Raw genomic sequence first — 14,098 nt, forward strand, 5'->3', positions numbered from 1 at the left:
TCAGGAGCCGGTGGGGATGGCCAGGTACTTGTACTCCAGGAACTCCTCGATGCCCACCCGGCCGCCCTCCCGGCCCAGACCCGACTGCTTGACGCCGCCGAAGGGGGCCGCGGGGTTCGACACGAGACCGGTGTTGAGGCCGACCATGCCCGTCTCCAGGCGTTCACCGACCCGCAGTGCGCGGTCCAGGTCACGGGTGAAGACATAGCTGACGAGGCCCCACTCCGTGTCGTTCGCGGCCTGAACCACGTCGTCCTCGTCGTCGAACGTGAACAGCGCGGCGACGGGCCCGAAGATCTCCGTGCCGGTCAGTTCGGCGTCGCGCGGGACCTGGGCGAGGACGGTGGGCGGGTAGAAGTTGCCCTCGCCCGGGGGGAGTTCGCCGCCGGTCAGGACCTTCGCCCCGCGGTCCACGGCGTCGCGTACCAGGGCCTCGACCTTGGCCCGGCCGGCCGCGTCGATGAGCGGCCCGACGTCGGTGCCGGGCGCGGCGCCGTCCCCGACGGTCAGGGCGGACATCCTCGCGGTCAGCCGGGTCGCGAACTCCTCGGCGACGGAGCTGTGCACGTAGATCCGGTTGGCGGCGGTGCAAGCCTCCCCCATGTTGCGCATCTTGGCGACCATCGCGCCGTCCACGGCCGCGTCGAGGTCGGCGTCGTCGAAGACGATGAACGGGGCGTTGCCGCCGAGTTCGAGCGAGGTCCGTACGACCGTGTCGGCGCACTGGGCGAGCAGGGCCCGGCCCACCTGCGTGGAGCCGGTGAAGGACAGTTTGCGGATGCCGCCGCCGCGCAGCAAGGGCTCGACGAGTGCGCCGGCGTCGCTTGTCGTGACCGTGTTGAGGACGCCGGGCGGCAGGCCCGCCTCGGTGAGGATCCCGGTCAGGGCGAGGGTGGAGAGCGGGGTCTGCGGAGCCGGCTTGAGGATCATGGTGCAGCCCGCGGCGACGGCGGGGCCGATCTTGCGGGTGCCCATGGCGAGCGGGAAGTTCCAGGGCGTGATGAGCAGACACGGGCCGACGGGCTGACGCAGGACCAGGTGGCGGTTGCGGCCGTCGGGGCTGAGGGCATAGCCGCCGTCGATCCGGACCGCCTCCTCGGCGAACCAGCGGAAGAACTCCGCGGCGTACGCGACCTCGCCGCGGGCCTCCGCGAGGGGCTTGCCCATCTCCAGGGTCATGAGGAGAGCGAGGTCCTCGGTGCGGTCGAGGATGATCTCGTGGGCCCGGCGCAGGATCTCCGAGCGGGTCCGGGGAGGGGTGGCGGCCCAGTCCCGCTGGGCGGCCACCGCCGCGTCCAGGGCGGCCCGGCCGTCCTCCGGGCTCGCGTCGGCGACGGCGCACAGGGTGGTGCCGGTGGCCGGGTTGTCGACGGGCATCGTGCGGGTTGCTGCCGCGGGGTGCCAGGTGCCTGCGATGTGGAGTTGCTTCGGTACGGCTTCGATGACGCGGGGGGCGGTCGTCATGGGGTGACTCCATCAGGGGGTGGGGGCTCGGTCTTGGTGGGGGTGCGCCGGGCCGGTGCGGGTGAGCGCCGGTGGGGTGTGGGTTTGCGTGCCGGGTGCGCGTTGTCGTGGGTTGCGCGCGCAGTTCCCCGCGCCCCTGGCGGGGCTGGACATGCCGGGGCTCCATGGGCCTTGGAGCGGTGCGCGCCGGTGAGGTGTGCGTTTCGTGCCGGGTGCGGCTTGTCGTGGGTTGCGCGCGCAGTTCCCCGCGCCCCGGCGGGGCTGGATACGTCGGGGCTCCATGGGCCTCGGGGCGGTGCGCGTTGTCGTGGGTTGCGCGCGCCGTTCCCCGCGCCCCTGGCGGGGCTGGGCGTGGTTCGAGCCCGGGTTCGGCCCGGCCCGGAGTTACGCCGCCAGCGCCGACGACCATGCCCGGAGGGCCTCGTCCACCTGGGGTTCCGTCACCACCAGGGCCGGGATCATGCGGACCACGTTGCCCCACGGGCCGCAGGTCAGGAGGAGCAGGCCCTCCTCCGCCGCCGCCTGTTGGGCCCGCAGGGCGGTCGCCGGGTCGGGTTCGCCCTCCGGGGTCGTGAACTCGCTCGCCAGCATCAGGCCGAGGCCGCGTACGTCGCCGATGGCCGGGGTCTTCGCCGCGATGTCCTCCAGGCCGGTGCGCAGCCGTGCGCCCATCGCCGCGGCGTTGGCCACCAGGCCCTCCTCCGCGATGACGTCGAGCGTGGCGCAGGCCGCCGCGCAGGCGACCGCGTTGCCGCCGTACGTGCCGCCCTGGGAGCCGGGCCTGGCCTTGTGCATCAGTTCGGCGGACGCCGCGATGCCCGACAGGGGGAAGCCGCTGGCCAGGCCCTTCGCCGTGATCAGCACGTCGGGCCTGACGTCGAAGTGGTCGTGGCCCCAGAACCGGCCGGTGCGGCCGACGCCGGTCTGGATCTCGTCGAGGATCAGCAGGATGCCGTGCCGGTCGGCGCGTTCGCGCAACCCTTGCAGGTAGGCCGTGTTGGCGGGGACGTAGCCGCCTTCGCCGAGGACCGGTTCGACGAGGATCGCCGCCGTGTCGTCGGGGTCGGTGACCGTCTGCAGGAGGTGGTCGAACTCGCGCAGCGCGAACCGCGTGGCCGTCTCCTCGTCCCAGCCGTAGTGGTAGGCGTTGGGGAAGGGGGTGATGGCGACGCCCGCCATCAGCGGCCCGAACCCGGTCCGGATCTTCGTGCCGGACGTGGTCAGTGACGCGGCGGCCACGGTGCGGCCGTGGAAACCGCCGTGCGCCACCACGATGTTGGGGCGCCCCGTGGCCTGCCGGGCCAGCCGCATCGCCGCTTCGACGGCCTCGCTCCCCGAGTTCGCGAAGAACAGGCTGTCGAGGCCGGCCGGGAGCACGTCGCCGAGCTTCTCGACGAGCCGTTGCAACGGCTCGTGCAGGACGGTCGTGTACTGGCCGTGGATGAGGGTGGCGACCTGTTCCTGCGCTGCGGCGACGACACGTGGATGACAGTGGCCGGTACTGGTGACCCCGATCCCGGCGGTGAAGTCCAGATAGCGGCGGCCGTCGATGTCGTAGAGGTGGACGCCTTCCCCGCGCTGCGCGACGACGGGGGTGGCCTGGCGCAGATGCTCGGACAGTTGGGTCATACCCTCCACCCTCGGCGCCGGGCCGAACAGGCGTCAATGGGGCATGTGTGACGATCTCCGGCCACCGCTGTCGCGCTCCGGGTCGTTCAATTCGCAGGAGTTCTGCGTAATTTCGGTACGGGTGGGCTTCCCAAGCCATTGGAGTTATGCAACAGTCCTGCGCAACCCGACCGACCGGCGTGCGGAGGACATCAGGCCATGGCGGTGCACGGCAGGGCGCGCGGGCACGATCTCACGGCACTACGCGGGCTCAACACCGCTGTGGTGCTGCGGGCGTTGCGGCAGGAGAGCCCCAGGACGGTGAGCGGGCTCGCCACCTCGACGGGGCTGTCCAGACCGACGGTCGAGGCCCTCGTGGAGGAGCTGACCGCACAGGGCTGGATCGCCGAGACGGACGCCCCGGCGGCCGGGCGGGCCCCGGGGCGGCCCGCGCGCCGGTTCCGGTTCCGCGCCGAGGCCGGGCACGTGGTCGGGGTCGACATCGGCCTCCGGAAACTCGTACTGCTGCTCGCGCGGCTCGACGGTGAGATCGTCGCCCGTCACCGCGAGGACTTTCCGCCGGAGTCGACGGGCGCCGAGCGCATCGGGCTGTTGCGTGGCCGGCTGCGCCGCTTCCTCACGGAGCAGGGCCTCGGCCCCGCCGACGTGTGGTCGATGGGTGTCGGCGTGCCGGGCATGGTCGACGACACCGGGCGGATCGTCTCGGTGATCGTGCCGGACTGGACCGACCTGGACCTGGCGCGTCGCCTCTCGGACGACGTGCCGTGCCGCGTCCTCGTGGAGAACGACGTGAACCTCGCCGTGCTGGCCGAGCACTGGCGGGGCGCGGCGGTGCTGGCGGACGACGTGGCGTGTGTGCTCGTGGGTCGGCGCATCTCGTGCGGCCTGATGATCGACGGGCGGCTCCACCGCGGGCGCCGCGGCGGCGCGGGCGAGCTGGGCATCCTGCCCCAACTCGGCCTGGAGGAAGCCGGGAAGAACCTCGTGTGGGACGGGGAGCGACGCCCCGGGGAGTCCGGGACGGAGGCGCTCGCGCGAGCCGTGCGCGCCGGTGACTGCGGGGCTCTCGCCATGCTCGACCGGTACCTGTCCGGGGCCGCCCCCGGCATCGCGGCGCTCGTCCTTGCCCTCGATCCCGAACTCCTCGTGCTCTCCGGCGCGTTGGCCCCCGTCGGCGAACCACTGGTCCCGCTGCTTACCAAGCATCTGCGGCCGCTGACCCTGCACGTGCCGCGCATCGCGGTCAGCACGCTCGGCCGCGAGGGCGTGGCCCTCGGTGCGGTGCGCCGCGCCCTGGACGCCGTGGAGGCCGAACTCCCCCGCACCGACCACCCGTTACGGCCTCCCGTACCGCACTGACCTCTGCCTTCCTTCCTCCTATCGACCGGAGACGCGTATGCGCAGGAGAACGCTGATCGCCGGCGCGCTCGCGGCGGCACCGCTCGCCGCCGGGTGCGGCGGTGGCGCTTCGGACACCGCCTCGTCGCGGGGCCGCACCACCCTCTCGTACGGCATCTGGGATCCCGCCCAGGCGCCGGGGATGCGGCAGATCATCGCGGCGTTCGAGCGCGAGAACCCCGGGCTGTCCGTGGAGATCCAGCTCACCCCCTGGACCTCGTACTGGACGACCCTGCGTACGGCGATGCGCGGCGGCACGGCCCCCGACGTGTTCTGGATGAACGCGGTGAACATCCAGCTGTACGCGGCGAACGGCGTCCTTGAGCCGCTGAACGGACACATCGCCCGGGACCGCACCCCCGTCGGCAAACACCCCGGGGCACTCGTCGACATCTACGCGTACAAGGGCGAGCAGTACGGGATTCCGAAGGACTTCGACACCATCGGACTCTGGTACAACAAGGCGCTCTTCGACCGAGCGGGCATCACGTACCCGGACGACAGTTGGACGTGGGACGACCTGCGCGACGCCGCGCGCGAACTGACGAATCCGGGGAAGCGGGTCTACGGGATCGCCGCCGAGATGGACCGTCAGGTGAAGTTCTACCCGACGATCTTCGGCGCGGGCGGATACGTCCTGCGCGACGGGCGCTCCGGGTTCGCCGAGCCGCGGTCCGTCGAGGGGCTGCGGCTCTGGACGGATCTGGTGGACCGCGGGTGGTCGCCGCCGCAGAGCGCCATGTCGGAGGTGCGGGCCCGCAATCTGTTCCTGTCGGAGCAGGTGGCGATGAACTACGACCTCTCCGCGATGGCGTCGTTCATGTACGGCACGCCCGCCATCAAGGACCACGGCGGCGTCGCCGTGCTGCCGAAGGGCCGCGAGCGGGCCACCGTCATTCACGGCCTCGCCAACGTCGTGAGCGCCAAGTCCCGCAAGAAGCAAGCCGCCTGGAAGTTCGTGGACTTCATGGCGCGGCGCGAGGCGGCGGAGATCCAGTCCAAGGGCGGCATCACCATCTCCTCGTACGAGGGAACGCAAGGAGCCTGGCTGAAGTCGATGCCCGAGTTCGACCTGCGGTGCTTCGTCGACATGCTCGACTACGCGGTCCCGTACCCGAGTTCACGCAACACGGCCGTCTGGGAGGACCAGGAGTATCTGCTGCTCGGCGCTCCGTTCAGCGGCAAGGGCGGCATCGAGGCGGCGGCACGGACGCTGGCGAAGCAGATGGACCGGGCGCTCGACGAGGAGGGCAAGTGATGGCCGTGTTCCCGTCGACGGCCGCCGCGGAGGCGGACGGCCGGATCAGGAAACCGCGCTCGAAAGCCGGACCCGGCGGTGCCGCCGCCCGCGGGCCCAACTCCCGGACGCAGAAAGCCGCGTACCTCTTCATCGCGCCCCTCGGCATCGGCTTCCTGGTCTTCTACATCTGGCCGATGATCCAGACGTTCGGCTTCAGCTTCACCCACTTCGGCCCCTTCGGCGGCAACACCTGGACGGGCGGTGACAACTACGCCCGGGTCGTCAAGGACGTCACGGTGTGGCGCGCGGTCGGCAACACGCTGCTGTACGGGGTGATCGGCCTGGTCACGCTGCCGCTGTCGATCGCGGTCGCGGCGCTCCTGAACCGGCGCGGGCTGCGCGGCGTCGGCGTCTACCGCGCACTGTACTTCATCCCGTTCGTCACGCTGCCGGTCGCGGTGGGGCTCGTCTGGAACTGGCTCTACAACGGCAACTTCGGCCTCCTGAACGAGGTGTTGTCGTGGTTCGGCGTCTCCCGGCACTTCTGGGCCTCCGACCCGTCGTCCGCGCTGTGGGCGATCGGCGTCGTCTCCGTGTGGCAGAGCGTCGGCTACTACCTGATCATCTTCATCGCGGGGATCAAGGGCATCCCGCAGGACTACTACGAGGCGGCCGAGCTGGACGGCGCGGGCGCGGTGCGCCGTTTCTTCACGATCACGCTGCCGCTGCTGAGCCCGAGCATCTTCTTCGCGGCCGTCATCTGCGTGATCAACTCACTCCAGATGTTCGACCTCATCTACGTCATGATGAGCCCGACCAATCCGGCGCTCGGCTCCACGCAGTCCGTGGTGAGCCTCTTCTACCAGTGGGCGTTCCAGCAGAACAACCAGGGCGCGGCGGCCGCGCTCGCCTTCCTGCTGATGCTGCTCACCGCGGCCCTGACCTCCCTCCAGTTCCGGCTCCAGAAGAAGTGGGTGCACTATGCGTGACCGCCTGCGCCGCGTCGACGGCGGTTCCGTCGCCACGCACCTGCTGCTGTCGCTCGGCGCGCTCGTGATGGTCTTCCCGTTCCTCTGGCAGCTCCTCACCGCGCTGAAGACACTGCCGGAAGCCGTGCACGTACCGACGACCTTCCTGCCCGAGCGGTGGAACTGGGCCGCCTTCCACGACGTGTTCACCGCGTTGCCCTACGGCGAGATGCTCGGCAACAGCGTCATCAACACGGCGGGGCGTACGGCGGGCCAGCTGGTGTTCTGCTCGCTCGCCGCGTACGCCTTCGCCCGGATGCGGTTCCGCGGCCGCGACGTGCTGTTCGCCCTGTTCCTGTCCGTGCTGCTCGTGCCGTCGTCGCTGCTGATCCTGCCGCAGTACGACATCATCCAGCGCCTTGGACTGCTGAACTCACCGCCCGCCCTGTTCCTGCCGGGCATGTTCAGCGCGTTCGGCACGTTCATGCTGCGCCAGTTCTTCCTCTCCCTGCCACGGGAGTTGGAGGAGGCCGCGCGGATCGACGGGGCGGGCCCGTTCCGGATCTTCTGGTCGATCATGCTGCCGCTGATCCGGCCCGCGCTCGCCGCGCTCGCGGTGATCACGGCGATGTGGTCGTGGAACGATCTGCTGTGGCCGCTGGTGGTGAACACCGACCCGGCGAAAATGCCGATCAGCGCCGGACTGACCTCGCTGGAGGGACAGTTCGAGACCAACTACCCAGTGATGATGGCCGGTTCACTGATCGCGAGCCTGCCGATGATCCTCCTCTACCTCTTCCTCCAGCGGCACTTCGTGCAGGGCATCGCCCAGAGCGGCACGAAGGGCTGAACCCCGCACGCACCCCTCGTAAGGACACGCACCCCTCGTAGGGAAACGCACCCCTCGTATGGACACGCACCCCGCAAGGAAGGGACCTTCATGGCACGCCTCGACGTGGGCCTGATCGGCGCCGGCGGTATCGCCCGCGCGCATCTGCCCGCCTGGACGGAGCTGGGCGCAGGCGTCACGATCCTGTCCACCGACGGCCACGCTGAACAACTGGCCGCGCGATACGCCGCGTTCGGCGTGACGGCGGTGCACAGCCTCGCCGAGCTGCTCGACCGCAGCACCGTCGTGGACGTGTGCACCCCGACCTTCACCCACCGGCACCTCGCGCTCGACGCGATCGCCGCGGGCAAGCACGTGGTGTGCGAGAAGCCGCTCGCGCTGACCGTCGACGAGGCGCGGGAGATGCGGGAGGCGGCCGAGGCGGCGGGCGTCCTGCTGTTCCCGGCGCACGTCGTGCGCTACTTCCCCGCCTACGCCGCGCTCGCGCGAGCGGTGGCCGCGGGCCGTATCGGCACCCCCGCCGTCCTGCGGTTCACCCGCTCGGGCCGCTACCCGGTCTGGGCGCCCTGGTTCTCCGACCCTGCCCTGTCCGGCGGGATCCTGGTGGACCAGATGATCCACGACCTCGACTTCGCACGCCTCGTCGCCGGTGAGGTGGTCCGCGTCCACGCGCAGGTCCGCGGCCGTCAGGAGGCGGGCGCGAGCGACGGGGACGTGGCGACGGGCACGGCCGTGCTGACGCACGCGTCCGGCGCGGTCAGCCACGTCCTCGGGGTGTGGGGCCAGCCGGACCTCCCGTTCCGCACGACGTTCCGCGTGGCAGGGCCCGGCGGCATCCTGGAGCACGACTCGACCGCCCACACCGGCTTCCGGGTACTCGCCCAGGGCACACGGGAGCTCGGCGAGGGCATCCCCGGCAGTCCGATGACGGAGAGCCCCTACCTGACGGAGCTGCGGGAGTTCGCGGCAGCCGTCGCGGGCGGGCCCCTGCCGCGGGTCTCGGCGCGGGACGGCGTCGAGGCGGTCCGCGTGGCGACCGCCGCGGCCGAGTCCGCGCGCACCGGGGAACCCGTCGAAGTGAAGCCGAGCGAGGAGGCCGGACTGTGCAGGGCATGAAGGTCGGGGTGTTGTCGTTCGCGCATGTCCACGCGGGCGGGTTCGCGCGGTTGCTCGCCGCCATGGACGGGGTGCGGGTCCTCACGGCCGACCCGGAGACGGACCTGGCGGCGCCGGGCGAGGTCCGCGGCAAGGACTTCGCGACGCGGCTGGGCGTGGACTACGTCGACACGTACGAGGAGTTGTTCGCGTGGGGGCCCGACAAGGTGGTGGTCTGCTCCGAGAACGTCCGGCACCGCCCCCTGGTCGAACTCGCCGCCGCGCACGGCGTGGACGTGCTGTGCGAGAAGCCCCTGGCCACCACGGTCGAGGACGGCGCGGCCATGGTCGAGGCGTGCCGGGCGGCCGGGGTGCGGCTGGCGGTGGCGCACCCGGTGCGGTTCAGCCCGGCCTATCTCGCGGTGCGCGACGCCGTACGGTCGGGTACGGCGGGCGAGGTGCTGGCGGTCTCCGGCGCGAACAACGGCTACATGCCGGGCGGGCGGCGCCGATGGTTCGTCGACCCCGAACTCGCGGGCGGCGGCGCCCTGATGGACCACACGGTGCACATCGCGGACCTCCTCGACGACCTGTTCGGCGGCGCGGCCGTGGAGACCGTGTACGCGCAGACCAACAACGTCCTGTACGAGGGCGAGGTCCCGGTCGAGACAGCGGGCCTGCTCACCCTCACGTACGCCAACGGGGCCGTGGCCACGATCGACTGCAGCTGGAGCCAGCCGCCGCACCATCCGGCGTGGGGCGGCCTCGCGATGCAGGTGATCGGCGACCGGGCCGTCCTGGAGATGGACGCCTTCGACCAGAAGGTGCACGGCTTCAGCGAGACGTCACGCGCCGGGGTCGAACTCCCCTACGGGGCCGACCTGGACGCGCTGATGCTGCGCGCCTTCCTCTTCGGGGACGACACGGGCCCGATCGGGGTGACGGACGGCGAGTCCGGGCTGCGGGCGCTGCGGGTCGTCGCGGCCGCGTACGAGTCGGCGCGGGTGGGGCGCACGGTGGCCGTGGGGTAGGCGAGGCGCGTCGAGTGGGTCCACGGGGGCGGTGGGGCGCCCTCGTGGCGGCGGACCGGTCGGGCGTGCGGCAGGATGGGCCGGCGTGCGGCGCTTCGACGGCCGCACGCCGGCCCCATTCCCTACCGAGCAGGTGCACGTGACGAAACATCACATATACGGCCCCGTCGCAGCGTTGTGTCCGGGAGGCGTCCGATGACCCGCGGACTCGACCTCCATGACCTGATCATCGCGGGCGTCGCTCTCGTCGCGGGGCTCCTGGCCGGCCTGCTCCTGCGGATCCTGCTGCGCTGGCTCGGCGAGCGGGCCAGCCGGACGCGCTGGGGCGGGGACGACGTGCTCGTCGACGCGGTGCGCACGCTCGTACCGTGGGCCGCTGTCGCCGCGGGCGCGGCGGTGGCGGCCGAGGCGCTGCCGCTGACCGCCCGCACCGGGCGCAACGTGAACATGACGCTGACGGCGTTCGTCATCGTCGCGGCGACGCTGACCGCCGCCCGCGTCGTCACCGGACTCGTCCGGGCGGTGGCGCAGTCCCGCGCGGCCGTGGCCGGGTCGGCGACGATCTTCGTGAACATCACCCGCGTCGTGGTCCTCGCGATGGGCTTCCTGGTCGTCCTCCAGACGCTCGGCATCTCCATCGCCCCGCTGCTCACCGCGCTCGGCGTGGGCGGCCTCGCGGTGGCCCTCGCCCTTCAGGACACCCTCGCCAACCTCTTCGCGGGCGTGCACATCCTGGCCTCGAAGACGGTGCAGCCGGGCGACTACATCCGGCTCAGCAGCGGCGAGGAGGGCTACGTCGTCGACATCAACTGGCGCAACACCGTGGTGCGGCAGCTCTCCAACAACCTCGTCATCATCCCGAACACGCAGCTCTCGGGCACGAACATGACCAACTTCAGCCGCCCCCAGCAGGACATGACCCTGCTCGTGCAGGCGGGCGTCGGCTACGACAGCGACCTGGAGCACGTCGAGCGCGTGACCATCGAGATCGTCGCGGAGGTCATGAAGGACGTCGAGGGCGCGCTGCCGGAGCACGAACCGGCCGTCCGCTTCCACACGTTCGGCGACTCACGGATCAGCTTCACCGTCATCCTCGGGGTCGGCGAGTTCAGCGACCAGTACCGGATCAAGCACGAGTTCATCAAGCGGCTGCACCGGCGCTTCCGCGAGGAGGGCATCCGCATCCCGGCGCCGACGCGGACGGTGGCCCTGTCCCAGGGCAGCGCACCGGTCGTCATCCCGCACCAGCGGGACGGCTCGGTGCCGCTGGGGCCGTCGGTGACCCCGATGGCTTAGGACGTACGCGCCCGGGCCGCGGCGCGCCCCGGCGCCCAGGACGTACCAGGTGGCGTCCGGGACGCCGGGCCGCCCGGGCGCTGTGCCCGTACGCGGTCCGAGCACGGCCGGCAGTGCCATGGCGAGTACGCGACGAGGAGGAACCCCGGGAACGACTGCGGGGCCGCTTCAGATCTCTCTGAAACGGCCCCACAACCTGCGACTTCTTAAGTCGGGACGACAGGATTTGAACCTGCGACCCCTTGACCCCCAGTCAAGTGCGCTACCAAGCTGCGCCACGTCCCGATGTCGGCTGCCTTCCGAAACCCCGTCCGGCGGCGACAGACAGAACAATACCCCAAGCTCACGGGTGGTTTGTCACCGATTCCGGGGCGCTCGCACGACGTACGCGAGAATCGGACGCATGAGCACTTCGCACAGCGGCGGCCGGGACCGTGACGAGGCGGGGCGGGCGCGCAACGCCCGCCCCCGGGACGGTCTCGGCCGCCCCCTCCCCTACGGCGCCCCCGGCGTGGACCGTCAGCCCGAGGGCGTCGTGCGCACCCCGGTGGAGACCGTCGCCGAGGCGCAGGGCCTGCTCGACGCGGGGCGCCCGTTCCACGCGCACGAGGTCTTCGAGGACGCCTGGAAGTCCGGGCCCGCGTCCGAGCGCGCCCTGTGGCGGGCGCTGGCCCAGACGGCGGTGGGCCTCACCCACGCGGCCCGCGGCAACGCGACGGGCGGCGCCCGCCTGCTCCGGCGCGGCGCGGACGGCCTCACGGCCTGGACCGGTGAGGCTCCGGGCGGCCTGGACCCGCGGGCGGTGGCGGCCTGGGCCCGGTCGCTGGCCGGGCAGGTGGACAGCGACCCCGCGCCCGTGGACGCGGCCGCCTGCGCGCCCCGGCTCGGACGGACTCCCTAAGGGGCGCGGGGAAGTGCGCGACCAAGCCCCGCACGACCCGCACCCGCCACTGGCGAGGCACCCGCACGGCCCGGCGGCGTCACCGATCCGGCCCCCACCCGAATGCGCCGCCCGCCGCCAAGGGCGAGTCTGCAGACGTGACCGCCACCACCGATACCTCACAGCCCACCGCCGAGACCCCGGGCCCGCCGGTGCTGGACAAGCGCCGCCGCAACGTCGTCTTCATCACGATCGTGCTCGGCATGCTGCTGGCCGCCCTGGACCAGACGATCGTCGGCACCGCCCTGCCGACGATCGTCTCGGACCTGGGCGGCGCGGCGCACATGTCGTGGGTGGTGACGTCGTACCTGCTGGCGGAGACGGTCGCCACGGTGCTCGTCGGCAAGTTCGGTGACCTGTTCGGACGCAAGGTGGTCTTCCAGGTCTCGGCGATCGTCTTCATCACCGGTTCGTTCCTGTGCGGCCTCGCCGGGAACATGACGCTGCTCATCGCCTGGCGCGCCATGCAGGGCATCGGCGCGGGCGGTCTGATGGTGACGGCGATGGCGCTGATCGCGGACGTCATCCCGCTGCGCGAACGCGGCAAGTACCAGGGTGCGATCGGTGCCGTGTTCGGCGTGGCCACGGTCATCGGGCCGCTCCTGGGCGGCCTCTTCACCGACCACCTCACCTGGCGCTGGGCGTTCTACGTCAACGTACCGATCGCGATCATCGTGGTGATCGCCGCGGCCCGCACGATCCCGGTGGTGAAGTCGGCGACGCGGCCGGTCATCGACTACCTGGGCATCGCGCTGGTCGCGATCGGCGCCAGCGCCCTGATCCTGGCGACGAGCTGGGGCGGCAACCAGTACGCGTGGGGCTCCGCCACCATCATCGGCCTGTTCGCGGGCGGCATCGTCGCGCTCGGGCTGTTCTGCTGGGTGGAGGGGCGCGCGGCCGAACCGATGCTGCCGATGCGGCTCTTCGCCAACCCCGTCTTCACGGTGTGTTCGATCCTCAGCTTCATCGTGGGCTTCGCGATGCTCGGCGCGATGACGTTCCTGCCGACATACCTCCAGTACGTCGACGGGGACTCGGCCACGATCTCCGGGGTCCGGACGCTGCCCATGGTGATCGGCCTGCTGATCGCGTCGATCTTCTCCGGCAACGTGGTCAGCAAGACGGGCACGTACCGGATCTTCCCGATCGTCGGCTCCCTCGTCATGGCGCTCGGCCTGTACCTCCTCTCCCTGATGGGCAGCGATTCGGGCGTCTGGCTGGAATCGCTGTACATGTTCGTGCTCGGCGTCGGCATCGGCCTGTGCATGCAGGTGCTGACGATCGCTGTGCAGAACACCGTGGACTACGCGGACCTGGGCACGGCGACCTCGGGCGTCACGTTCTTCCGTACGCTCGGCAGCTCCTTCGGGACGGCCGTCTTCGGCACGATCTACGCCAACACGCTGAAGCCGAACCTGGCGGACGGGGTGGCGGAGGCGGCCCGGGCCGGCACGGGCGTCGATCCGGGGGCGCTGGCGAAGGCCGCGCAGAACCCGGAGGGCCTGCACGCGCTGCCCGCCGCCGCGCGGGCCCCGATCGTCGAGTCGTACGCGGACTCGCTGCACACGGTGTTCCTGTGGACGGTGCCGGTGGCCGTGATCGGGTTCCTGGTGGCGCTCTTCCTCAAGCAGGTGCAGCTGCGGGACAGCGCGCGGATGGGCTCGTCGGACATGGGTGAGGGGTTCGCGCAGCCCACGACCGGGGACCGGGCGCATCTGCTGGAGCGCACCGTCGGCTCCATCGTGCAGACGACGGACACCGAGACCGCCCGGCAGGTCCTCACGACCTCCGACACCCGGCTCGACATCGCGGGCGCCTGGGCGGTGATGCAGGTGGAGTTCTTCACGCGCATGGTCGGGCACGCGAGCCTCGGCATGATCGCGGCGCGGCGCAGCCTGCCGCCGGAGGTCCTGGTGCCAGTGTTCCAGCGCATGGTCGACGAGGGCTATCTGTCCCGTACGGGGACGTACTTCTCGCACACGGAGGCGGGGCGCAGGGAGGCCGACGTCATCGGCCACGCGTGGGGCGAGTGGCTGACCGGCCAGGTCGAGAAGGATCTGGGCCGGCCGCCGGGCGCGGATCTGCGGGCGGCGGTCGACACGATCGCGAAGCGGCTCCTCGCGGAGGACCTGGAGTCGGGGCTGCCGCGCAGGCCCGGATCCGACCGCACACTCAGCCGGGCGTAGG

General features: G+C 71.5%; 11 protein-coding genes and 1 tRNA gene. 9 read left to right on the top strand and 3 right to left on the bottom strand.

Features of this window, described 5'->3' with window-relative positions; translation table 11 throughout:
* The gene (locus ACZ45E_RS02625; RefSeq protein ID WP_468215543.1) at positions 1–1,464 is read right to left on the bottom strand and encodes an NAD-dependent succinate-semialdehyde dehydrogenase; all 1,464 of its coding nucleotides are present in this window, start codon (positions 1,462–1,464) and stop codon (positions 1–3) included.
* Between the two features lie 384 nt (positions 1,465–1,848).
* The gene (locus ACZ45E_RS02630) at positions 1,849–3,093 is read right to left on the bottom strand and encodes an aspartate aminotransferase family protein (RefSeq protein ID WP_468215546.1); all 1,245 of its coding nucleotides are present in this window, start codon (positions 3,091–3,093) and stop codon (positions 1,849–1,851) included.
* A 198-nt stretch (positions 3,094–3,291) separates the two neighbouring features.
* On the opposite strand from ACZ45E_RS02630, the gene ACZ45E_RS02635 reads away from it, so the two are divergent.
* From ACZ45E_RS02635 to ACZ45E_RS02665, 7 genes are all read left to right on the top strand, one after another.
* Complete coding sequence (locus ACZ45E_RS02635) at positions 3,292–4,452, top strand: ROK family transcriptional regulator (RefSeq protein ID WP_468215548.1); 1,161 nt, start codon at positions 3,292–3,294, stop codon at positions 4,450–4,452.
* Positions 4,453–4,489: 37 nt separating this feature from the next.
* Positions 4,490–5,749 (top strand): ABC transporter substrate-binding protein, encoded by a 1,260-nt coding sequence (locus ACZ45E_RS02640; RefSeq protein ID WP_468215550.1) that lies wholly within the window; start codon positions 4,490–4,492, stop codon positions 5,747–5,749.
* A complete protein-coding gene (locus ACZ45E_RS02645) occupies positions 5,749–6,720 on the top strand; it encodes a carbohydrate ABC transporter permease (RefSeq protein WP_468215551.1) in 972 nt (323 codons plus the stop codon). Before ACZ45E_RS02640 ends, ACZ45E_RS02645 begins: the two co-directional genes overlap by 1 nt.
* Positions 6,713–7,549 (top strand): carbohydrate ABC transporter permease, encoded by an 837-nt coding sequence (locus tag ACZ45E_RS02650; protein WP_468215553.1) that lies wholly within the window; start codon positions 6,713–6,715, stop codon positions 7,547–7,549. The genes ACZ45E_RS02645 and ACZ45E_RS02650 overlap by 8 nt, the downstream gene beginning before the upstream one ends.
* Before the next feature lie 90 nt (positions 7,550–7,639).
* Positions 7,640–8,665, top strand: a complete 1,026-nt coding sequence (locus ACZ45E_RS02655; protein WP_468215555.1) for a Gfo/Idh/MocA family protein — start codon at positions 7,640–7,642, stop codon at positions 8,663–8,665.
* Positions 8,662–9,675, top strand: a complete 1,014-nt coding sequence (locus ACZ45E_RS02660) for a Gfo/Idh/MocA family protein (RefSeq protein ID WP_468216034.1) — start codon at positions 8,662–8,664, stop codon at positions 9,673–9,675. Before ACZ45E_RS02655 ends, ACZ45E_RS02660 begins: the two co-directional genes overlap by 4 nt.
* A 195-nt stretch (positions 9,676–9,870) precedes the next feature.
* Positions 9,871–10,971, top strand: a complete 1,101-nt coding sequence (locus ACZ45E_RS02665; protein ID WP_468215556.1) for a mechanosensitive ion channel family protein — start codon at positions 9,871–9,873, stop codon at positions 10,969–10,971.
* A gap of 211 nt (positions 10,972–11,182) precedes the next feature.
* On the opposite strand, the gene ACZ45E_RS02670 is transcribed toward ACZ45E_RS02665, so the two are convergent.
* Positions 11,183–11,256, bottom strand: a tRNA-Pro gene (locus ACZ45E_RS02670).
* A 118-nt stretch (positions 11,257–11,374) separates the two neighbouring features.
* Between ACZ45E_RS02670 and ACZ45E_RS02675 the strand changes: the two genes are divergently transcribed.
* Positions 11,375–11,872, top strand: a complete 498-nt coding sequence (locus ACZ45E_RS02675) for a DUF309 domain-containing protein (protein WP_468215559.1) — start codon at positions 11,375–11,377, stop codon at positions 11,870–11,872.
* Between the two features lie 137 nt (positions 11,873–12,009).
* Positions 12,010–14,097 carry an MDR family MFS transporter gene (locus ACZ45E_RS02680; protein ID WP_468215561.1) on the top strand — a complete coding sequence of 696 codons (2,088 nt, stop codon included), beginning with the start codon at positions 12,010–12,012 and terminating at the stop codon, positions 14,095–14,097.
* Position 14,098: the final 1 nt, after the last annotated feature.

The organism is Streptomyces sp. NPDC030991 (assembly GCF_055571235.1).